General features: G+C 64.0%; 21 protein-coding genes. 13 read left to right on the top strand and 8 right to left on the bottom strand.

Features of this window, described 5'->3' with window-relative positions:
• The first annotated feature begins 101 nt into the window (after window positions 1–101).
• The 4 genes from ABIB06_RS28675 (at window position 102) to ABIB06_RS28660 (ending at window position 5,273) form a co-directional block, all read left to right on the top strand.
• Window positions 102–848, top strand: coding sequence for an outer membrane protein (locus ABIB06_RS28675; protein ID WP_247446635.1), 747 nt, complete (start codon window positions 102–104; stop codon window positions 846–848).
• A 278-nt stretch (window positions 849–1,126) separates the two neighbouring features.
• Entirely contained in the window at window positions 1,127–4,117 is a 2,991-nt protein-coding gene (gene uvrA, locus ABIB06_RS28670) for an excinuclease ABC subunit UvrA (RefSeq protein WP_354047895.1), read from the top strand.
• Window positions 4,118–4,126: 9 nt separating this feature from the next.
• Window positions 4,127–4,630 (top strand): GIY-YIG nuclease family protein, encoded by a 504-nt coding sequence (locus ABIB06_RS28665; RefSeq protein WP_354047897.1) that lies wholly within the window; start codon window positions 4,127–4,129, stop codon window positions 4,628–4,630.
• Window positions 4,631–4,640: 10 nt separating this feature from the next.
• Window positions 4,641–5,273: an HAD-IA family hydrolase gene (locus ABIB06_RS28660; RefSeq protein ID WP_354048045.1), complete on the top strand. Its 633-nt coding sequence runs from the start codon at window positions 4,641–4,643 to the stop codon at window positions 5,271–5,273.
• A gap of 26 nt (window positions 5,274–5,299) precedes the next feature.
• Here the strand turns inward: ABIB06_RS28660 and ABIB06_RS28655 are convergent, their stop codons facing one another.
• The 4 genes from ABIB06_RS28655 to ABIB06_RS28640 all read right to left on the bottom strand — a co-directional run bounded on the left by ABIB06_RS28655 (window position 5,300) and on the right by ABIB06_RS28640 (window position 10,256).
• The gene (locus ABIB06_RS28655; RefSeq protein WP_354047899.1) at window positions 5,300–6,244 is read right to left on the bottom strand and encodes a YVTN family beta-propeller repeat protein; all 945 of its coding nucleotides are present in this window, start codon (window positions 6,242–6,244) and stop codon (window positions 5,300–5,302) included.
• A gap of 2 nt (window positions 6,245–6,246) precedes the next feature.
• Window positions 6,247–6,816, bottom strand: a complete 570-nt coding sequence (locus ABIB06_RS28650) for an SRPBCC family protein (RefSeq protein ID WP_354047900.1) — start codon at window positions 6,814–6,816, stop codon at window positions 6,247–6,249.
• Window positions 6,817–7,775: 959 nt separating this feature from the next.
• Window positions 7,776–8,639, bottom strand: a complete 864-nt coding sequence (locus ABIB06_RS28645) for a PCC domain-containing protein (protein ID WP_354047901.1) — start codon at window positions 8,637–8,639, stop codon at window positions 7,776–7,778.
• Between the two features lie 9 nt (window positions 8,640–8,648).
• Window positions 8,649–10,256: an acyl-CoA synthetase gene (locus ABIB06_RS28640; RefSeq protein WP_354047903.1), complete on the bottom strand. Its 1,608-nt coding sequence runs from the start codon at window positions 10,254–10,256 to the stop codon at window positions 8,649–8,651.
• Window positions 10,257–10,435: 179 nt separating this feature from the next.
• Here ABIB06_RS28640 and ABIB06_RS28635 point away from each other — a divergent pair, with 179 nt between their 5' ends.
• Complete coding sequence (locus tag ABIB06_RS28635; protein ID WP_354047904.1) at window positions 10,436–10,795, top strand: hypothetical protein; 360 nt, start codon at window positions 10,436–10,438, stop codon at window positions 10,793–10,795.
• Window positions 10,796–10,858: 63 nt separating this feature from the next.
• On the opposite strand, the gene ABIB06_RS28630 is transcribed toward ABIB06_RS28635, so the two are convergent.
• Entirely contained in the window at window positions 10,859–11,794 is a 936-nt protein-coding gene (locus tag ABIB06_RS28630; RefSeq protein WP_354047906.1) for a tetratricopeptide repeat protein, read from the bottom strand.
• A 103-nt stretch (window positions 11,795–11,897) separates the two neighbouring features.
• Here ABIB06_RS28630 and ABIB06_RS28625 point away from each other — a divergent pair, with 103 nt between their 5' ends.
• Window positions 11,898–12,173, top strand: a complete 276-nt coding sequence (locus ABIB06_RS28625; RefSeq protein ID WP_247349137.1) for a GNAT family N-acetyltransferase — start codon at window positions 11,898–11,900, stop codon at window positions 12,171–12,173.
• Between the two features lie 54 nt (window positions 12,174–12,227).
• On the opposite strand, the gene ABIB06_RS28620 is transcribed toward ABIB06_RS28625, so the two are convergent.
• A complete protein-coding gene (locus tag ABIB06_RS28620) occupies window positions 12,228–12,629 on the bottom strand; it encodes a DUF3597 domain-containing protein (protein ID WP_247349138.1) in 402 nt (133 codons plus the stop codon).
• Window positions 12,630–12,960: 331 nt separating this feature from the next.
• Here ABIB06_RS28620 and ABIB06_RS28615 point away from each other — a divergent pair, with 331 nt between their 5' ends.
• Window positions 12,961–13,869: a DUF2189 domain-containing protein gene (locus ABIB06_RS28615; protein WP_354047908.1), complete on the top strand. Its 909-nt coding sequence runs from the start codon at window positions 12,961–12,963 to the stop codon at window positions 13,867–13,869.
• A gap of 131 nt (window positions 13,870–14,000) precedes the next feature.
• Entirely contained in the window at window positions 14,001–14,825 is an 825-nt protein-coding gene (locus ABIB06_RS28610; protein ID WP_354047910.1) for a lytic murein transglycosylase, read from the top strand.
• A gap of 72 nt (window positions 14,826–14,897) precedes the next feature.
• Here ABIB06_RS28610 and ABIB06_RS28605 read toward each other — a convergent pair whose 3' ends face one another.
• On the bottom strand, window positions 14,898–15,224 hold the full coding sequence (locus tag ABIB06_RS28605; RefSeq protein WP_247446623.1) for a hypothetical protein: 327 nt from the start codon (window positions 15,222–15,224) through the stop codon (window positions 14,898–14,900).
• A 650-nt stretch (window positions 15,225–15,874) separates the two neighbouring features.
• Between ABIB06_RS28605 and ABIB06_RS28600 the strand changes: the two genes are divergently transcribed.
• The 5 genes from ABIB06_RS28600 (at window position 15,875) to ABIB06_RS28580 (ending at window position 20,612) form a co-directional block, all read left to right on the top strand.
• Entirely contained in the window at window positions 15,875–16,027 is a 153-nt protein-coding gene (locus tag ABIB06_RS28600; protein WP_247349143.1) for a DUF1127 domain-containing protein, read from the top strand.
• A 126-nt stretch (window positions 16,028–16,153) separates the two neighbouring features.
• The gene (trmFO, locus tag ABIB06_RS28595) at window positions 16,154–17,581 is read left to right on the top strand and encodes a methylenetetrahydrofolate--tRNA-(uracil(54)-C(5))-methyltransferase (FADH(2)-oxidizing) TrmFO (RefSeq protein ID WP_354047913.1); all 1,428 of its coding nucleotides are present in this window, start codon (window positions 16,154–16,156) and stop codon (window positions 17,579–17,581) included.
• A gap of 7 nt (window positions 17,582–17,588) precedes the next feature.
• Window positions 17,589–18,683 carry a serine/threonine protein kinase gene (locus ABIB06_RS28590; RefSeq protein WP_354047915.1) on the top strand — a complete coding sequence of 365 codons (1,095 nt, stop codon included), beginning with the start codon at window positions 17,589–17,591 and terminating at the stop codon, window positions 18,681–18,683.
• A 108-nt stretch (window positions 18,684–18,791) separates the two neighbouring features.
• Window positions 18,792–19,343 carry a CAP domain-containing protein gene (locus ABIB06_RS28585; RefSeq protein WP_354047917.1) on the top strand — a complete coding sequence of 184 codons (552 nt, stop codon included), beginning with the start codon at window positions 18,792–18,794 and terminating at the stop codon, window positions 19,341–19,343.
• Window positions 19,344–19,433: 90 nt separating this feature from the next.
• A complete protein-coding gene (locus tag ABIB06_RS28580) occupies window positions 19,434–20,612 on the top strand; it encodes an aminotransferase class V-fold PLP-dependent enzyme (protein WP_354047919.1) in 1,179 nt (392 codons plus the stop codon).
• Window positions 20,613–20,681: 69 nt separating this feature from the next.
• Here the strand turns inward: ABIB06_RS28580 and ABIB06_RS28575 are convergent, their stop codons facing one another.
• Entirely contained in the window at window positions 20,682–21,143 is a 462-nt protein-coding gene (locus ABIB06_RS28575) for a cupin domain-containing protein (RefSeq protein ID WP_354069498.1), read from the bottom strand.
• Between the last annotated feature and the right edge of the window lie 112 nt (window positions 21,144–21,255).

The raw sequence follows: 21,255 nt of genomic DNA, 5'->3' as shown, positions 1-21,255 counted from the left end.
GCAATGCGCGCCGACAAGACCGACCAGAGCTTCACTTCAATGATCTATCTGGCCGCGGCCGCGATAAACTCCAGATGAATCCCAACAGACCCTAGTTGAAAATGAAAAAGATTTTGTTGGCTTCGGCCTGTTTGTTCGCTCTCGCTGCCCCGGCTTCGGCCGCTGATCTCGCGGCGCGCCCCTACACCAAGGCTCCGGTGGCTATGGCTTCGGTCTACAACTGGACCGGCTTCTACATCGGCGCCAACGCCGGTGGCGGCTCGAGCCACAATTGCTGGGATACGACCTCGGTGCTTGGCGCACCAGTCCCCGTCACGGCTGAAGGCTGCCACAATGCAACCGGCGCCATCGTCGGCGGCCAGATCGGCTATCGCTGGCAGTCCAGCAATTGGGTGTTCGGCCTCGAAGCCCAGGGCGATTGGGCTGACCTGAAGGGCTCGAACACCAGCTCGCCCGCCGCGTTCTTCCCGCTGGTGAACAACACCAAGATCGACGCCATCGGCCTCTTCACCGGTCAGGTTGGTTATGCCTGGAACAACGTGCTCTGGTACGTGAAGGGCGGCGCGGCCGTCACCCACAACAAGTTCAGCGGCACTCTGGGTGGCGTCACCCTCGATACCGCCAACGAAACCCGTTGGGGTGGCACGGTCGGCACCGGCATCGAGTTCGGCTTCGCTCCGAACTGGTCGGTCGCCGTCGAATATAACCATCTGTTCATGGGCAAGCACACCGACAGCTTCACCTTCCTCGGTGTGAACACCCGCAGCGACAGCATCAAGCAGGACGTGGATATGGCCACGGTTCGCTTGAACTATCGCTTCGGCGGTCCGATCGTCGCGAAGTACTGATCTGCACGACCGACGTCACATCGTTACGAAAGGCCGGCCTTGCGCCGGCCTTTTTGTTTGCGCGGTCTCCTGCAGCGTAGTTCCGCTGGCCCTCCTGCTGCCAGATGCCGCCAGCGCGCCAACAATCCGTTGACGATTCGCAAGAGCCACTGGAAATCCCTCCTCGTTCTTCCTACGTTCGCTGACATACCCATCGGCGCCGATCCCGGTTCCGGGCGAAGCGCGCCTTCCAGCGTTGGCGCGATCGCGCGCCTTTGGGATTCTTGAGGACCACCAGGATGGATGAAGTGATCAAGGCGAAGCGCCAACAGCCGAACGTGGGATCAAACCTGCGCGCAATTACGATCCGTGGCGCGCGCGAGCACAACCTCAAGAACGTCGACGTCGAGATTCCCCGCGACAAGCTGGTGGTGTTCACGGGGCTGTCAGGCTCCGGCAAATCCTCGCTCGCCTTCGACACCATCTATGCCGAGGGCCAGCGTCGCTACGTCGAATCGCTGTCGGCCTATGCGCGCCAGTTCCTGGAGATGATGCAGAAGCCCGACGTCGACCAGATCGACGGATTGTCGCCGGCGATCTCGATCGAGCAGAAGACGACGTCGAAGAACCCGCGCTCCACCGTCGGCACCGTCACCGAAATCTACGACTACATGCGCCTGTTATGGGCGCGCGTCGGCGTGCCCTATTCGCCGGCCACAGGCCTTCCGATCGAGAGCCAGACCGTCTCGCAGATGGTCGATCGCGTCTTGGTGCTGCCCGAGGGCACGCGCCTCTATCTGCTCGCGCCGGTCGTGCGCGGCCGCAAGGGTGAGTACCGGAAGGAGCTCGCCGAATGGCTCAAGAAGGGCTTTCAGCGCGTCAAGATCGACGGCACCTTCCATGAGCTCAGCGAGGCGCCGACCCTCGACAAGAAATTCCCGCATGACATCGACGTCGTCGTCGACCGCATCGTGGTGCGCGCCGACATCGGCCAGCGCCTCGCCGAAAGCTTTGAGACCGCGCTGAAACTCGCCGAGGGCCTCGCCGTCATCGAGTTCGCCGACGCGCCGGCGACCGCGCCCGCGGAAGAGAAAGAGAAAGAGAAAAAGAAGACCGCGAAGATCCACGACAAGAGCGGACCCGAGCGCATGCTGTTCTCGGAAAAGTTCGCCTGCCCGGTCTCCGGCTTCACCATCCCCGAGATCGAGCCCAGGCTTTTCTCCTTCAACAATCCCTATGGCGCCTGCCCCGCCTGTGGCGGCCTTGGCGTCGAGCAGCATGTCGATGAAGACCTCGTCATCCCCGACAAGGAGCTCCCCATTGGCAAGGGCGCGATCGCGCCCTGGGCCAAGTCCTCGTCGCCCTATTACATTCAGACGCTGACTGCGCTCGGCAAGCACTACAAGTTCACGCTGACCACCAAATGGAAGGATCTGCCGAAGAAGACGCAGAACGCGATCCTCCACGGCTCCGGCGAGGACGAGATCAAGTTCTCGTATGAAGACGGCGTCCGCTCCTACGACACCAAGAAACCGTTCGAGGGCGTCATCACCAACATCAACCGCCGCTATCGCGAGACCGAGAGCGAGTGGGCGCGCGAGGAGCTGTCGAAATATTTCCACGATGTGCCCTGCGGAGGCTGCAACGGCTTTCGGCTCAAGCCCGAGGCGCTCTGCGTCAAGATCGGCGGCAAGCACATCGGTGACATCTCGGAGATGTCGGTCAAGGGCGCCGGCGCGTGGTTCGAGACCGTGCCGGAGGCGTTGAACGCGCAGCAGAACGAGATCGCCGGCCGCATCCTGAAAGAGATTCGCGAGCGCCTGACCTTCCTGCTCGACGTCGGCCTGAACTATCTCACGCTGTCCCGCTCCTCCGGTACGCTGTCCGGCGGCGAGAGCCAGCGCATCCGCCTGGCCTCGCAGATCGGCTCGGGACTGACCGGCGTGCTCTACGTGCTGGACGAGCCCTCGATCGGCCTGCACCAGCGCGACAACGCGCGCCTGCTCGACACGCTGAAGCGGCTTCGCGACCTCGGCAATACCGTGATCGTGGTCGAGCATGACGAGGACGCGATCCTGCTGGCCGATTACGTGCTCGACATCGGCCCCGGCGCCGGCATGCATGGCGGCAACATCATCGCCGAAGGCACGCCCGCCGAGATCATGCGCAACCCGAAATCGCTCACCGGCAAATATCTCACCGGCGAGCTCGAGGTCGAGGTGCCGGAGCGGCGCCCGCCGAACCATCGCCGCACCATCAAGGTGGTGAACGCGCGCGGCAACAATCTCAAGAACGTCACCGCCGAAATTCCGCTCGGCCTGTTCACCTGCGTCACCGGCGTTTCCGGCGGCGGCAAGTCGACGCTGCTCATCGACACGCTCTACAAGGCGATCGCCCGCAAGCTGAACAATGCCAGCGAGGGCGCCGCGCCGCACGACCGCATCGAGGGCCTCGAGCACATCGACAAGATCATCGACATCGACCAGTCGCCGATCGGCCGCACGCCCCGCTCGAACCCCGCGACCTATACCGGTGCCTTCACGCCGATCCGCGAATGGTTCGCCGGCCTGCCCGAGTCGAAAGCGCGCGGCTACGAGCCCGGCCGCTTCTCCTTCAACGTCAAGGGCGGCCGCTGCGAGGCCTGCCAGGGCGACGGCGTCATCAAGATCGAGATGCACTTTTTGCCCGACGTCTACGTCACCTGCGACGTCTGCAAGGGCAAGCGCTACAACCGCGAGACGCTCGAAGTCCTGTTCAAGGGCAAGAGCATCGCCGACGTGCTCGACATGACCGTCGAGGAAGCGGCCGAGTTCTTCAAGGCGGTCCCGCGCGTGCGCGAGACGTTCCAGACCCTGCATCGCGTCGGCCTTGACTACATCCACGTCGGCCAGCAGGCCACAACGCTCTCCGGCGGGGAAGCCCAGCGCGTCAAGCTCGCAAAGGAGCTGTCAAAGCGCGCCACCGGCCGCACGCTCTACATCCTGGACGAGCCGACCACCGGCCTGCACTTCCACGACGTCAAGAAGCTGCTGGAGGTGCTGCACGAGCTGGTCGCGCAGGGCAACACGGTCGTCGTCATCGAGCACAATCTCGAAGTGATCAAGACCGCGGACTGGGTCATCGACTTAGGCCCCGAAGGCGGCGACGGCGGCGGAGAAATCGTCGCCTGGGGCCCGCCGGAGGATATCGCCAAGGCGCCAAGGAGCTACACGGGGAAGTTTTTGGCGCCGGTGTTGGCGAAGGCACGGAAGCCGAAGCGGAGACGCGCGTCGAGCGAGGCGGCAGAGTAGAGAGCTTCCATGACCGATGATTGGAGCGAATTTCGTCCCAACTTGAAGATCTTCGGTGTACCGAAGCTTGATCCAGGGTGGCTGTACCTGATGCGGGCCGGCGACCTTTACAAGGTCGGTAAGACCAGAGATCCAAAACGCCGTGTCAGAGACGCTCTGACTTGGAGCCCAGATATTGACGTGATCGCGATGAAGCCCTTCTGGAATATGAGCCATTTAGAACGCATGATCCACGAGGGCCTCGCGAATTGTTGGCATAAAGGCGAGTGGTTCAAATTCCCTGACGATGACATGCGAGATCTCGTGGTCGACGGCTTTCGCGACTTTTACGAACAAGATCGGGACATGAATTCGGTCGACTTCATCTACTGGTACAATGGATCTGGAATGGTTGAATTCCAAATCGAGCGCGATTCACGACAGGTCTCGCTTCGCAGATTTCAAAAAGATCTAGCCGTCGAAACCAACGAAATGGAAGCTCGCAGGGCGCGGGAACAAAAAGGGGCTGATTAACCTATTGCAGCTGCCCTACTCCCTCGCCATCTTCGATCTCGACGGCACGCTGGCCGACAGCTTTCCGTGGTTCCTGCGCGTCATCAACGATGTCGCCGATCGCTTCAAATTTCGCCGTGTCGCGGATGAGGATATCGAGGCTCTGCGGCATGCTTCGAGCCGCGAGATTCTGGCTCGGCTCGAGGTACCACTGTGGAAGCTGCCGGCGATCGCGCGGCATGCGCGGCGGCTGAAGGCGGAGGCGGCCGCGGAGATCTTTCTGTTTGCGGGCGTCGAGGCGATGCTGCGAACGCTCGCCGAAAACGGTGTGCAGCTGGCGCTGGTGACGTCGGACAGCGAGGCCAATGCGCGCGAGAAGCTTGGCGATTCCGCCGCGCTGTTCGCGCATTTCGATTGCGCGGCGTCGCTGTTCGGCAAGGCCGCGAAATTCCGCCGGGTCATCCGCCGCGCCGGCGTGGAGCCGGACAAGGTCATCTCGATCGGCGACGAGGTGCGTGACATCGAGGCGGCGCGGGCCGTCGGGATTGCCTGCGGTGCGGTGTGCTGGGGTTATGCGGCGCCGGCGGCGCTGCGGGCGCTGGCGCCGGATCATGTGTTTGAGCGGATGGATGAGGTCGTGCGAACGTTGTCTCCAGTGCCGTAGCCCTGACGAGCGTGCACATCAATCCTCTACTCCGTCCTGCGCAAGAACGCCCCGAACGCGCGCGGGCCGTCGCCGGTCTTCACCTCGCCGATCACCTTCAGCTCGGCCGCGTCGATAATGCTGAGCGTGTTGCTCTCCCAGCAGGCGACGATGATTCGCTTGCCGTCCGCGGTCGCGGCGATGCCTTCGGGATAGTCGCCGACATTGATGCGCTTCACCGGCTTCAGCGTCGCAACATCGAACACGCTGACCGTGCCGCCATATTGGTCGGTGACGAAGCCGCGGCCCAGCGTCAGCGCCACCGCATAGGGTCGCATCCCGACCGGCACGCGCCCGATTTCGCGCGCTTCTGCGATATCGATCACGGAGACGTCGTTGGAGCCGACATTGGCGGTGTAGGCGCGCCTGCCCTCGACATCGATGGTGACGCCGAACGGACGCGTGCCGACCTTGATGGTCGCCTTGCGCGCGCGCGTCGCGGTGTCCACCACCGAGACGCTGTCGTCGTCACGGTCGGCCGAGAGCAGCAGCTTGCCATCAGGCGTCACCGCGAGCCCCGAGGGCGAGGCGCCGACCGCAATGCTGGCCGTGACGCTGCGCGTTGCTGCGTCGATCACCCGCACCGCCGCCGCATACCAGTCCGCGACATAGACGGTCCGGCCATCAGGCGCGACGGCAATGCCGAGCGGCCCACCGCCGACCTCGATCCGCCCCGCAACCTGCCGCGTTGCTGCGTCCACCACGGTCACGGCCTTGGCATCCGGGCTCGTCACATAGGCAAAGCGTCCGTCCGCGCTGACCGCGACGCCGGCCGGCTTGCCGCCGATCGGGATGGTCGCTACCGCGCGCGCCGTGGCGAGGTCCACGACCATCAGATCGTCGCTGAGCTGGTTGGTGACGAACGCCTCTTCGGCGGATGCGTGCGCAAGACAGAGGCCGGCGGCCAGCGCCGCCAGGACCAGCGCCCGCACGGTCAGCTTCCGCTCTCGATCTTCTTCTTCAGCGCCTCGAGGCCGGCCTGATACAGCCCCTTCACCGCCTTGACCGCGGCCGCGTCACTCAGCTCCGGCGGCGGCTCGTTGTTGGGGAAGCCGCGGTAGAACGCGCCGGCCCATTCCAGCGTCGAGCCCTTGCCGTCGGCGCTCGGCGTCACCGTCAGCGTCGAGGAATAATTGGTCACCGGCAGCACCTTCACGTCCACATTGGTGATCCGGTAGGAATAGGTCATGGCGGCGGCGTCGAACTTGTAGAGCTCCTCGTCGACGGTCGCTCCTCCCGTCAGCGTCAGCTTCCGGGTGGCGCCGATCTCGTTGTCCTTCTCGCCCTCGGTCTTGGTGACCGGCGGCAGCCAGCTCATGTCCTGGAAATTGCCCATCGCGGCCCACACCTTGGCCGGGGCGGCGTTGATCTCGATGGATTCGCGCACCTTCTGCCGGGTCGGACCGTGGGCCCAGGCCGGCGCAAACGCCGCCGTCAAAGCCGCCGCTCCCGCCGCCGTCAGCGCCGCCACCAACAGCGTGCGCCGTCCAATCGTCACCCTCATCTCGTTCCCTCATACGTCTCGTTGATCGTGCGCGACTTGAGGCGCGCTGCGATCATCCTAGCTCATTTTGGGGCCGTGGGGAGACCGGTACATGGCGCCGTTGCGGCGAAGATATACGCAACCCACAACCTCTTGCGCCGCCCGGCAGGCAAAACATCCCACCGCGAGGTCAACGCTATCGCGTCAAAATATTTCTCTTTATCCGTATTCGGATTATCGTATAGAGAGCCACCCCAACCCGGCCGAGGGGCGGATCGCGATCGTCACGAACGCGGGATGGGACGTGGTGGACGCGGGCGGCGTCGGCACGAGGGTGGTTGCAGGGCGGATCACTCCGTGAGCAGCGATCCGCGCGCACACGACCGGTGCAGCCCGCGTACGGCAAAATCGTGTGGTCCTGGCGCCCGGGGTCTGTGCGCCAAATCTTGTGGTGATGTGACGGCCCGACCGGGTCTGCAACATCAGCCATCTGCAAGGCGACGGGGGCAATAGTGCATCGCTCCCCGGGGAGATCACGACATAAGCCGTAAAACCACTGCGCAGGGAAGGCCGGTCGTTTGGCTTCACCTGTATGCCGCTGTGCAGCTTTCGTAACGCAACTTTCGCACAGTGGACCGCGGGTGCCAGCCGGCGCCCGGCCTTCCCTGCGCCCTCGGCACTTTTGGGGGCGGCAACTGCCGCAAAGCTCGGGCACGATGTGCCGCGAGAACGGGAAACCGCGCGGACTATGTGGATTGAAATACGAAGATGGATTTTGCTCCCGTGCCCCGGACGCGGCGCAGCGCTACTTCAGCGGTGCGCTGCAGAGCCGGGGCCCATGCATCAGCAATCCGTCCGTGCGGCTTACTGGGTCCCGGCTCTGCACCGCACCGCTACGCGCTGCGTCGCGTCCGGGACACGAGAGTGGAGAATACAGTTGCCTCCACTCCGTCATTGCGAGCTCAGGCGCCGGTCGCTCATTACTCCAGCGCTTCCAGCACCAGCTCCATCGTCATCAGGACCGGATTGTCGCCGCGGACCAGGCGGCCCTCGGCGATGCCGCCGGTGTAGTCGATCAAGGCGACATCGAGCGCAGCTTCGAGCGCGCCGGTGGAGCCGGGCGCAATCGCACCGGCCGTTATCGCAAGCTCGGTCGCGAACGGCTCGGTCACGCCGCCATGGGTGAAGTGCGCGCCGATGGTCGAGCCGACGCCGCCATGGAGCTTCGCACGCACGATGCCGTGCGCACGGCAGAAGTCTTCGAGACAGCCCGCAAAATCCTGATTGGGGCGCAGCCGCATCGCGAAAGCGCGGCTGACCGTGCGCACGCCGGTGCTCGCGGCTACGACCGGCCCGAACAGCTTGAAGTTGGTCTCGGGATCGGGCTCGGCGGTGAACATTGCACCATCGACACCGAAGGCCTCGACCTCAAACGGCTCGGCGACATCAGTCTCGTCCGGGAGCATGTGGCCGCCACTGGCGCGACCACCATCGGCCTCCGTCCAAAGACCGTGACAATGAAAGAACGGCGCGCCATCGCGCAGGCCCAGCGTCATGCTGCCGAGCTTCGTGCGCGTCACGCCGCTGGGCCTAAAGGTCTCGCTGTAGAACGCGGCGTTCTCGCTGGTCTTCGACAGCGCGGGCATGACATAGGCGAAAGGCCCCAGCGCGCCGCTGCCAAAACTCAGCACGCCGCCGGCAAATCCCTCTGCGGCAAAACCGCGGCGCGCGGCTTCCAGCAGCGGCAGACCTGCTTGTATCGTGAAGGAGAAAGCGCGTCCCCTCGCCTCGACGCATTGGATACGCTCTGCGACGGGTGCGCCTGGCTGCTTGATACTCCGCATCGCGTACGCTCAGCCCGCCTGTGTCTTGTCGAGATCGAGCAGCCCGCGCGCCTCGAGCTCGTCGCGCACCATGCGTTTCGGAATCTTGCCATAGCCGGATTTCGGCAAGGCCTCCCAGAAGAAGAACCGCTTCGGCATCTTGTAGCGCGGCACTTTTGGCGAAAGGAACGCCGCCATCTCCGCTTCGCTGACGGGCTTCTCGCCTTCGCGCGCCACGCAGACGGCAACGCCGACCTCGCCCCAAGTCGCATCGGGCACGCCAAGCACTGCAACCTCGCCGACGCAAGGATGCGTCAAGATCTTCTCCTCGATCTCGCGCGGATAGATGTTGGAACCGCCGGAGATATACATGTCGGAGGCGCGTCCCGTGATGTAGACGAACCCCTCCTCGTCCATGTGACCGAGATCGCCGGTGCGGAACCATCCGTTGCGGAACGCCTTCGCGTTGGCCTCGGGGTTGTCGTAATAGCCGGCAAGCACCGCAGGGCCGATCACGCAGATCTCGCCGCTCTGGTTGGCGCCGAGCTCGCGGCCCTGGTCGTCCTGGATCGAGACCTGCATGCCGGTGCGTTCGAAGCCGCAGGTGCCGATCCTCGCGTGCGGGCCGTCCTCGGGATCATGCAGCGCCGCCGGCAGCACCGTGATGTTGCCGGTGACCTCGCCCAGACCAAAATACTGCACGATGACCTGGCCAAGCTTCTTCAGGGCAGCCTTCTGGTCCTCGCGATACATCGGCGCACCGGCATAGATCACCTGGCGCAGCGAGGAATGATCGTACTTGTCGGCGGCGGGATGCTCGACCATCATCTTCAGAATGGTCGGAACGACAAAGAGATTGCTGACGTGATGCGCCTCGATCAGGCGAAACGCCTCGTCGATGTCGAATTTCTCCGTAGGCAGCAGCACAGTGCATACGCCGCGCGCGGTCTGAACCAGCTGATGCACGCCGGCGCCATGCGACAGCGGCGCCACCACCAGCGAGGCGTCCGCTTCGGTGACGCCGGGCGTGAGATCGGCGAGATGGTTGGTGACGACAAAGCCCATCTGGCCATGAGTCAGCACCGCCGCCTTGGAGCGGCCGGTGGTCCCCGATGTGAAGAAGAACCAGCAGGGATCGTCATGCTCGACGGCAGCGTTCTCGACGAGGTGACTTGCCTGCGAGGCGATGGCGTCGGCAACCGAGCGCTCACCGAACGTGGCCTTGCCGTCAATGCTCCAGGTGAATTCGAGCGCCCCGCCCTTCACGGCCGCGGCGTGCTCGGGAAAATCGACGTGGCACAGAAACGCCTTCGCGCCGGAGGCCTGCGCGAGGTAGGTGACCTCGTCCGGCATCAGGCGGAAATTGGTGGGCACCCAGACGGCGCCAAGCCGAAACGCCGCGAACATCGAAAAGAACATCTCGTCGCCATTCTTGGAATGAACCAGGATGCGGTCGCCCTTGGCGATGCCGCGCGCGGCGAGTGCTGCGGCGAGCGCCGAGACCTGCGCATCGATCTCGCGCCAGGTCCAGGATCTGTCACCCCAGACGAACCCGGGACGCGATCCATGCCGCCGCGCATTCTGGGTCAGTGTGTGAGCGAGATTCATGACGCGGCGGGACATGCGCAGGGGCTGCATCGGGCTTCCTCTTCGATAGCGGACGGCGCGCAAGCCTCCCGCTCATTGCAGCCCATTTATCGCCATAGCCAGTGCCCCTGCAAGGCCGCGAGTCGCAGCGCAGCCCATCCAACCGTTCAGGAAATTTTAAACATGATCGGCGCAACCTCCGTCAGTTCTCGCGTACAGAGTGCCGCATCATGGTCAAAGCGCCCGCCCTCCTCCTGTTGTCGCTGGCGCTTGCCGGGTGTGCCGTGGGCCCGCAGGCGCATCTGGCCTCCGATCCCGCCTTCAAGCCTGCGCGCTATGGCTGGGATGGCGCGGGCGAGAATCCCAATCGGCCGCGTGCTGCCTCAGAACCAACCCGGACCGCCGTCCGGTCCGAGCGCAACAGATCGCAAGCCGGGCTTCAGCCCTATTCGAAAGAATGGTGGCAGGCGCAGGATGGCATCGAGGCCGAGCAGGACGCCAGGGTCAACCGTTCCCTTGTCATCTGCCAGGGATGCCTGCGCCCGCAGCCGCAGCCCGAGGATTCCAGGCTCGCCAAAGCGACCGATTGAAGCATCCGGACAATCAGGGCCTGGTAAAGGTCTAGCATCGTCATCGCGCGCAATGACGGAGAGCTACAACGCCCCGAGCTTCCTCAGCTGTTCCTGCGCCGTCGGCAGGCCCGGCTTCAACTCCAGCGCCTTCCTGAAATCGGCGATCGCGCCCTGCTTGTCGCCGAGGCGCAGCTTGGCCTGTCCGCGATTGCTCCACGAGAACACGTCGGAGGGATCGTATTGCAGCGCCTTGTCGTAGTCGGAAAGGCCGCCCTTGCTGTCACCCTGATAGAGCCGGATCATGCCGCGATTGCGCCAGCCGCGCGCGTCGGTCGGCGCAACACGGATCGCCTCGCCATAGTCGGCGGCGGCACGATCGAGCTGCTCGCTGTCACGATAGACGTTGCCCCGGTCGATATAGGCAAGCAGATCGGGTGCGAGCTTGATCCGCGTGGTGTAGTCGGCGAGCGCATGCGCCATGTCGTGCTTGCGGTAATACACCAGCGCGCGATTGGCGTAGGCCATTGCGTAATTGGGATCACGCTTGATCGCGGCGTCGAAGTCGGCGAAGGCGCCGTCGAGGTCGCCCTTGTTGAAACGCGACTCGCCGCGATTGCTGTAGGCCAGCGCCAGCGACGGATCGAGCTTGATGGCCTGATCGTAATCGGCGATGGCGCGATCATAGTCGCGCTTGAAACTGTAGACGCGGCCGCGGTTGTTGTAGGCGCAGGCGTAGCCGGGGTCGAGCCTGACCGCCTCGTCGAGATCGGACAGCGCGGCGTCGAGCTCGCGCTTCTCGGTGAGCCCATGGCCGCGGTTGCAATAGGCGCCGGCGAGCCGAGATCCGCTCTCGCTCTTCGTGTCGATCACGGTCGAGCAGGCCTTGACCTGTTGGTCCGGCGTGCTGGTCAATCCCACGCAGGCCTCCCAGGCCGGACCGCCTTCGGCCGAAGCCGGCACCGGCGCCGTCGAGATCAGCGCGGCGAGCAGCGCCATCAGGCCGAGCGGGACACGCATTTTCCGGATATCTCCCCTGCGGCAACCTCTCTTGGTCGCACCTTGGCAAGGGCCGGTTCAGGCGCCTAGATCAGAGGCAAGCAGCATGTCGGAAGGATTTTGCATGGCGCCATCGGTACGCGACAATAAGGACAGAAGCCGCTTCGAACTCGATGTCGGCAGCGAAATCGCCTTCGCCAATTACCGGCTGACGCCATCGGCGGTGATCATCACCCACACCGAGACGCCGCTCGCGTTGCGCGGCCGCGGCATCGCGTCCGAGCTGGTCAAGGGCACGCTGGAATTGATCCGCCGCGACGGCAACAAGGTGATCGCCGGTTGCGGCTTCGTCGTCGATTATCTCGAGAGGCATCCGGAGGATGCCGATCTCGTCGCCTGAATCGGCATAAGGGCCCGCGAGATCGCGGGCCCTTGGCTGACGACCGAGGGTCGGTCAGTGCTTGATTTCAGGCGGCAGCTTGCCGCCATTGGCGGCGAGCTTGGACATCACCTGCTTGTGCAGCCAGACGTTCATGCTCGCGGAATCGTTGGTGTCGCCGCTGTAGCCGAGCTCCTTGGCTAGGTCCTTGCGCGCAGCGAGGCTGGAATCGATATCGAGCGCCTTCATCAGGTCGACGATCGAGGTGCGCCATTCCAGCTTCTCGCCCTTGTGCGCGGCGACCGCCGCATCGACGATCGAAGCGACGTCCACTGTCGCCCCGGGCGAGGCAGCAGGCGCCGATCCGCCAGGCGCGGCGCTAGCGGGCGCGGTGCCCGACGGTGCGCTGCCTGCGGGCGCGGCGGAAGCATGACTGCTGCCGAAGATCGCGCCCATGATTTTCCCGAAAATGCTCATGTCTGCTCCCCGAAAAGGATCCGTTGGAAGGGCCTTGAGTGGCACTTATAGACCAAGTTACGTCGTTGCGCCCGCGAAGTTCCGCGAACCAACACGCAGCATCAGCTTATCTGCGGCGAAATGACGACCGAATGACATTGTCGAGGTTGCACTGCGACATCGAATCTCACCCAAGCGTGAGGGACAGGACTCGCAAATGGGCGTAGCCTTGACGTTCAGCTCGCGGTGCCATCCGGAATTCGCGTCTGGTCGGGATCGCGAAACTCAGAGAAGAGCGGCCGCTTGCGCCGTTTGCCGGCGCCGGATTCGGCCGCCTAAGGAGCAAGCGACCATGGCCACACTTTACCGGGGCAATGTCCCCAGCATGGCCCAGCCCGCGGAAGCGGCTGGACCGGTGATCCGAACCATCCAACTCTCCGATCTGCACGATGCGCTCAAGCGCGGCTGGGAAGATTTCAAGGCGGTCCCGAGCCACGCCATCATCCTCTGCGTGATCTATCCTGTGCTGGGCCTCGTGCTCGCCCGCGTGGTGATGGGTTATTCGGTGCTGCCGCTGTTGTTCCCGCTGGCCGCGGGCTTCGCCCTGATCGGCCCGTTCGCCGCGCTCGGTCTCTACGAGCTCTCCAGCCGGCGCGAACGCTATGAGGAGGCCAGCGCCTGGGATGCCATGGAGGTGCTGCGTTCGCCCTCCTTCGGCGCCATGCTCGGTCTCGGCGCGCTGCTGCTCGCCCTGTTCGTGACCTGGGTTGCGACCGCGCAGGCGATCTACGTCGCGGCGTTCGGCTATGAAGGCGCATCCGGGATCTCGGATTTTCTGACGCGTGTTCTCACGAGCCCGCAAGGCTGGTGGCTGATCGTGGTCGGCTGCGGCACCGGCTTCCTGTTCGCGCTTGCCGCGCTCTGCATCAGCGCCGTGTCGTTCCCGTTGATGCTCGACCGCCATGCCGGCGCGTTCGACGCGATGGTGACGTCGCTGCGCGTGGTCGCGAAGAACCCGGTGCCGATGGCGGCCTGGGGCCTGATCGTGGCGGTCCTGCTGGCGCTGGGCACCATTCCAGCCTTCCTCGGCCTTGCCGTGGTGATCCCCCTGCTCGGCCATGCCACCTGGCATCTCTACCGGAAGGTGATCGTGTCGGATCCGGGCGCGCGTCCTGCGCCGCCTCCGCCGCATCGTCCGCGCAAGCCGGCCGCCGACTTCCCCGCCAACCTCTTCCCCTGGCGCAATCGGACCGACGCCTGACGATATCGTGACATGCGATCCTGCCCCGGTCCGGGCAGGATCGCACACTTGTCATACGCCTTGCTTTGGCCGCGGTTACCACCGAAATTGCGCCCGCCGGTCAGATCACTTCACGGAATTAATTGACTCGAATGACCCCGACGATTTCTCGTCTCGCCCTCGCAGCCTTCCTCATCTCCGCGTCATTCCTATCCGCCCAGCCAGCGCTCGCCGCTGTTGCCTGCGGCTCTGGCAATTTCGACGCCTGGCTTGCGGACTTCAAAACCGACGCCGCGGCCAAAGGCGTCTCGCAACAGGCCATTTCCGCCGGACTCACCGGCGTGACACTCGATCAGGGCGTGCTCAGCCGCGACCGCTCGCAAAAGGTCTTCACCCAGACCTTCGAGGAGTTTTCCGGCCGCATGGTGCCGCCGCGCATGACGCGCGGCTCCAACATGATGAAGCAATACGGCTCGGTGCTGTCGCGGATCGAGCAGACCTACGGCGTGCCTGGCGAGGTGCTGGTCGCGATCTGGGGTCTCGAGACCGATTTCGGCGTCAACACCGGCAAGTTCGCGACCATCCGCTCACTGGCGACGCTGGCCTATGACTGCCGGCGCGCCGAGCAGTTTCGCGCCGAGCTGTTGGATGCGCTGCGCATCGTCCAGCGCGGCGACCTTGCACCGGCCGACATGAAGGGCGCCTGGGCCGGCGAGCTCGGCCAGACCCAGTTCATGCCGTCCTCCTGGATGAAATATGCCGTCGATTTCGACGGCAACGGCAAGCGCGACCTCCTGCACAACGCCCCCGACGTGCTCGCCTCCACCGCGAACTATCTCGCTGGTTATGGCTGGCAGCGCGGCAAGGACTGGCAGCCTGGCGCCCCGAATTTTGCGGTGCTCCAGCAGTGGAATAAGAGCGAGGTCTATTCCAAGACCGTCGCCCATTTCGCCACCCAGCTGGCACACGCCCCTTAAATGTTAGCTGGCCAAAAGCGTAGGGCCGATCGCCCGGCGACCGGCCCTCTCTTGGTGCGTTTTCGAAGTTTCTTATTTGCCCATGGTGGCGTGCATCGCCTTGTTCAGATGGGCACCGCACGCACCCATTTTGCTGTTGAGGAGCGAGTCCTGCGCGGCCGCGATCTCCTTCTGCGCGACCATCTTGCCGTCGCCATCGGGCATGGCCTCGATCGCGGTCTCGGTCTTCTCCAGATTGGCCGAGCTGCAGCCGCCCATGGCGTGCTTGGCGGCCTGGGCCGGCGCGACGGCGAATGCGACGGCGGCAATTGCGATAACCCCGAGTAACTTCGTCATGATGTTACTTTCCTTCTCTTGTTCTTGGGACAGACCCAGCGACATTGCCGGAATCTGCGACATGACTTTCCTCCGGGCGCGGCAACATGACGCAATAAATTCCTCGCGAGAATTGCGTGATGTTGCGCACCACGCAGAGCCGCATGCGAAACTTCTGATTTTCATTACACCCTCGTAATGAAGGCCACACGTTCAGCGTGTGTGCATTGCACCATGGGAGCGGTTGGAGCTGTGAACCGAGGCTGGATTGGATCGTCTGCCTTGCAGCCGCCCGTCACGTCGATCCGCCCAGCTCGGAACCAAGCGAATCGCTAACCCCGCGCCCGTCGAAACGCGGCCGCTCGCGACATAAAATTGAATTTCAATTCATTTTTATTCTTTTGCTCTCATGCGGTTCGCGCATGCGAGACTTGGGTGCAGGAGCTAGACAATCGCCTTGTAAACGAATGGAACGAACCTTATTTCGTCTCCAATTGGAACCTGGATATCCGCGGTAAGTCCGTGAATTCACGGCCATTTATAGCGCGCATGCCCCCGTTGCGCCTACCCTTTGGGCGGCAGTGCCTCCGGGTTAATCGTCCGTTATCCGAGCCATGCACATATTGCTTAGCTGCATCGCAACATCGGAACTTTCGCACTGCACCACTCTCACCTATATTCATTTCAACGATGACGCCCGGGCAAGGGCTGAATCAAACTACAGGAGACTACCAATGCTGCTCTCGCTCATCCGCATGATCCAGGCTTTCCGGGACTATCAGCGCAATGTTGCCGAGCTGTCCCAGCTCAGCGATCGCGAATTGGCCGATATCGGCCTCGATCGCTCGGACATCGCGCGCGTTGCCGCCGGTCAGTATCAGGGCTGATATCGTTCAGCCCTTCACCGGACAAACCGATAGCGCCCGCCTCGTGCGGGCGTTGTCGCATCCAGTGGCAGAAAACTCGATCTCGGCGATTCCACTCGTCGCCGAAAAGCGCTACCTGTCCGCCCCATGACAGGACCCCAATCCAATTCCGTGCACGTCATCGGCGCAGGCCTTGCCGGCTCCGAAGCCGCCTGGCAGGTGGCCAAATCCGGCGTGCCCGTGGTGCTGCACGAGATGCGGCCGACTCGCATGACCGAGGCACACCGCACCGACGGACTTGCCGAGCTCGTCTGCTCCAACTCGTTCCGCTCGGATGATGCCGCCAACAATGCCGTCGGCCTGCTTCATACCGAGATGCGCCGCCTCGACTCGCTGATCATGCGTGCGGCCGACGCCAACCAGGTGCCCGCCGGTGGCGCGCTGGCGGTCGACCGCGACGGCTTCTCCGCCGCCGTTACCAAGGCGCTCAACGACCACCCCCTGATCGAGATCGCCCGCGACGAGGTTGCAGGCCTGCCGCCCGCCGAGTGGAGCAACGTCATCGTTGCGACTGGTCCCCTCACCTCAGCGCCGCTGGCCGAAGCCATCCGCGAGCTGACCGACGAGAACGCGCTCGCCTTCTTCGACGCGATCGCGCCGATCGTGCACCGCGAATCCATCGACATGTCGGCAGCATGGTTCCAGTCGCGCTACGACAAGGTCGGTCCCGGCGGCACCGGTGCCGACTACATCAACTGCCCGATGACCAAGGAGCAGTATGACGGCTTCGTCGCCGCGCTGGTCGCCGGCGAGAAGACCGAGTTCAAGGAATGGGAAACCAACACGCCCTATTTCGACGGCTGCCTGCCGATCGAGGTGATGGCGGAGCGCGGCCCCGAGACCTTGCGCCACGGGCCGATGAAGCCGGTCGGCCTCACCAATCCGCACGATCCCACCACCAAAGCCTACGCAATCGTGCAGCTGCGCCAGGACAACAAGCTCGGCACGCTCTACAATATCGTCGGCTTCCAGACGAAGCTGAAATACGGCGAGCAGCAGCGCATCTTCCGCACCATTCCGGGGCTGGAAAAGGCCGAATTCGCCCGCCTCGGCGGCCTGCATCGCAACACCTTCCTCAACTCGCCAAAGCTGCTCGACGGCCAGTTGCGCCTGCGCGCACAGCCGCGGCTGCGTTTTGCCGGTCAGATGACGGGCTGCGAGGGCTACGTGGAATCCGCTAGCGTCGGCCTGATCGCCGGCCTCTATGCTGCCGCGGATGCGCGCGGCGAGACACTTGCGAGCCCGCCGGGCACGACGGCGCTCGGATCCCTGCTCGGCCACATCACCGGCGGCCATATCGAGACCATCGAGCCCGGCACGCGCTCGTTCCAGCCGATGAACATCAATTTCGGCCTATTCCCCCCGCTCGCCAGCGCACCGACGAAGAAGCCAGACGGAAGCCGGCTGCGCGGGAACGAAAAGACCGTGGCCAAGAAGCAGGCGATGAGCGCGCTGGCGCTCGCCGATCTCGATCGCTGGATCGCCGATCACCTGCGTATTGCCGCCGCGGCGTGAGTTTTCGATGAAACTTCCCAAAGACGACGCCGCAACACTCTCGGCGCGCTGGACCGAGGGCGTCCTGCTCAAGCGCGACGTGTTCTCGACCGTCGAGCGCGGGCGCTTCCGTGGCGATAACAGTGAAGTCGACGCGGTGCTGCGCCGGCTGGATGAAGTACCGTGGTGGTCGTTCTTGCTGGCACGCCATCTGTTCGCCCGAGAGAAGCATGCGCTGGTGCTCGCCAAGGGGCTGAACGTCGGGCCCGAGCTATTGTGGGCCGGACGCCGCGCGCTGGCGCGCAGCTTCGTCGACGGCGTTGCGCTGCATCTGGCCAAACCGCACGGCGACCTCGCCTATTTCCGCTCGGCCAAAGCAGCGCTGCGCCGGCTGCGCCGCGCCGGCATCTGCCACAACGACCTTGCCAAGGAACAGAACTGGCTGGTCGGCCGCGACGGACTTGCCTACGTGACCGACTTCCAGCTTGCGGCCTGCTTCAACCGACGCGGCCGGCTCTATCGCGTCCTGGCCTATGAAGACCTGCGGCATCTGCTCAAGCACAAGCGCTCCTATGCACCTGATGCGCTGACGCCGCGGGAGCGAAAAATCCTGGCGAAAAAGTCGTTCGCCGCCAGCCTCTGGCTCGCCACCGGCAAGAAGGTCTATCGGGCAATCACACGCGGCCTGTTCAACTTCACCGACCGCGAAGGCGGCGGCCGCCGGCTCGTCAACGACGCGCCGCTGCTGGCGGAGCTGATCCGCAAGAATCCCGCCGTGCGCGACACTGCCATCGTCGCCTTTGCCGACCGCCGTTCCGGTGTCGGGCTCTATGCCTTCGTTGAAGCTGATCAGTCCAACCTTGAACGCCAATTGCGGGACGAGCTCGCCGCCGCCAAGGGCCCAAAGCCGCCGGAACACATCCAAATCGTGCACGCACTGCCCCGCGATGCGGGTGGCAAGCCGCGCACCGAGATCCTGCAACTGGTCGCCATGAACCAGCTCGACCTGATCGAGCCGATGATGAAGAACGACCAGGACCGCGCTTTCCTCAAGGACATCCTGGAGCAGCGCAAGAACCTGCGCGATCGCTTCAATTTCGAGGCGGACCTGCCGGCGGGCTAGCACAGTGGACCCGCCTTGAAGCGCCCACATTGGCGATAGAGAAGCGATCGGAGAATTTTGGGCTTTGCGGGAGGGGCTGACGGGGTCATGGGTACTCGGGGAACGATGATGCATCGTGTGGTTGGCAGCCTGATCGCTGGCCTTCTGCTGCTCGCCACCACGCCCGCAATGGCCGAATCCCCAACCGATCAAATCTCGAGCTTCCGCCTCAAGCATGGTGAGGTCCGCGTCGTGCGGGATTCGACCCTCGACCGCATCGCCATGGACCAGGCGCGCGCGATGGCGGCGAAAGACGACCTCAGTCACGACGCCCTCGGTCCGTTCAATCGCCGCGTCGCGCCGGCCGGCGCAGGCCGCGCCGCCGAGAACATCGCCTACGGCTACGACAATTTCGAGAAGACGCTGGGCCAGTGGATCGACTCGTCCGGACACCGCAAGAACCTGCTGCTGCACAACGCCTCCCGCGTCGGAATCGCGAACGCGAAAACCGCCAGCGGCAAGCGCACCTATTGGGCGATGGTGATCGCCGGCGACTACGAGCCGAAGGGCAAACGCAAGAAGGACAAGGAGCCGCTGGTCGCCGTGAAACGTGAGGCCGCTCCTGCAAGCAAGCCCAAATCCGGCGGCTGTCACATCAAGCTGCTCGGGCTCTGTATCTGAGGCGAACTCAGGCATTGCCGGCGGCCATCTTGCTCGCACTCCTCCACGCGCCTAATTCATGCATTGAGATCGCGAGAAGCGGAGGCGCAATTGATCGACATCGAGCGAATACGTGCCGATACGCCAGCTACCTCCCGGCTTGCGTACCTTCACAACGCAGGGGCGGCTCTCATGCCGGCTCCCGTTGTGGAGGCCATGAAGCGGCATATCGATCTGGAGAGCGAGATCGGAGGTTACGCTGCGGCCGACCGGGCGTTCGATCGGCTGGAAGCGGTCTACGGCTCGGTCGCGCGCCTGCTGAATGCCGCGCCGGATGAGATCGCGCTCATGGAGAACGCGACGGTGGCCTGGCAGATGGCGTTCTACGCATTTCGGTTTCGCGAGGGCGACCGGATCCTGACCGCCGAGGCGGAATACGCTGCCAATTATGTCGCCTTTCTTCAGGTCGCCAAGCGTACAGGCGCCGTCATCGAAGTCGTGCCGAGCGACGCCAGCGGCGAGCTCGACGTCCACGCGCTCGAACGCATGATCGACGAGCGCGTGAAACTGATTGCGATCACCTGGGTTCCGACCAATGGCGGACTGGTCAATCCGGCTGCAGCCGTCGGCAAAATCGCGCGAGCGCGAGGCATTCCCTATCTGCTCGACGCCTGCCAGGCGGTCGGACAGATGGCGGTCGACGTCGAGGCCATCGGCTGTGACATGTTGTCGGCGACCGGCCGCAAATTCCTGCGCGGCCCGCGCGGCACCGGCTTTCTCTACGTCCGCCGGGAGATGCTGCAACAGCTCGAACCGCCGATGATTGACCACTTCGCCGCGCCCTGGGTCTCCCGGGATGCTTACCGGCTGCGTAACGATGCGCGCCGGTTCGAGACCTGGGAGAACAATTACGCGGCGCGTCTGGGACTGGGCGCGTCTGTCGATTATGCCCTCGACATCGGAATAGGCCCCATCGAGCAGCGCTGCCGCGTGCTGTCGGACCGTCTCCGGGGCGGCCTCGCGTCCGTTCGCGGCATCAGAATTCGCGACCTCGGACGCGCTCCGGGAGCCATCGTCAGCTTCACGATGGAAGGGTACGAGGCGGAAGCGGTCGTCAGTGATGCGGCCGCAGCCGGCATCACTATCGGTGCCTCAGATCCGTCGAGCACGCGCATCGATGCCGAAATTCGTTCGCTGCCGCCGGTGGTGCGGGCATCCCCGCATTACTACAACACGGAAGCCGAGATCGATCGGCTGATCGCCCATTTGGCGGGTTTGGTGCCGCGATAGCAAGGCGCAAGAACCTGCGCGACCGAATCGAGTTCGAAGCCGATCCGCCGTCGCCCCAGCACATGGCCTTCAACCTTTCGTTGTCAGCGCCGACAGCTGATCGGTGTCGAAGCGGGCGCGCAATTCACTGATGGCTTTCGCGTCCGGGGCTCCGCTTGCGGTCAGCTTGGCCAATTCTTCGAAGTAGCGTTCGTGTCCCGGTGGAGAGACCGTCATGAGCACGCGCGCGGGCTTCTCGCTGACGTTGGTGATGTTGTGCGGGACGCCCGGGGGGATGAAGAGGTAGGTCCCCGGTGCCGCTCGGACGACTTCGTCACCGACATGCCATTCGCACTCGCCCTCCAGCATGTAGAAGGTCTCTTCCTGCACGCGATGAGCGTGCCGGCCTGTGGCGAACCCCGCCGGTATCGTCCAGTCGAACATGCTGGTGTGCTTTGTATGTTCGCCGGTTACCAGGAAGGCCATCGGTTGACCGCGCAGCATGATTCCCTTGGTCTCGCCGGGCCTGCGGATGAGCGGTTTGGCGTTCATGTGACCCTCCATGGCTTGGTGCGGCTCTGCCTGAAAACTGCGCCATTGTGATCCAGCGGCTCCTGAAAGTGGTGAAGCCGTTCGGAAAACATTGCAAAAAACCTCCGAAATG

Source organism: Bradyrhizobium sp. LB8.2 (assembly GCF_040548035.1).
In the GTDB taxonomy this organism is placed as follows: domain Bacteria; phylum Pseudomonadota; class Alphaproteobacteria; order Rhizobiales; family Xanthobacteraceae; genus Bradyrhizobium.
Note: the sequence above shows the minus strand (reverse complement) of the source record. Positions and strands in the feature narration are given on the sequence as shown.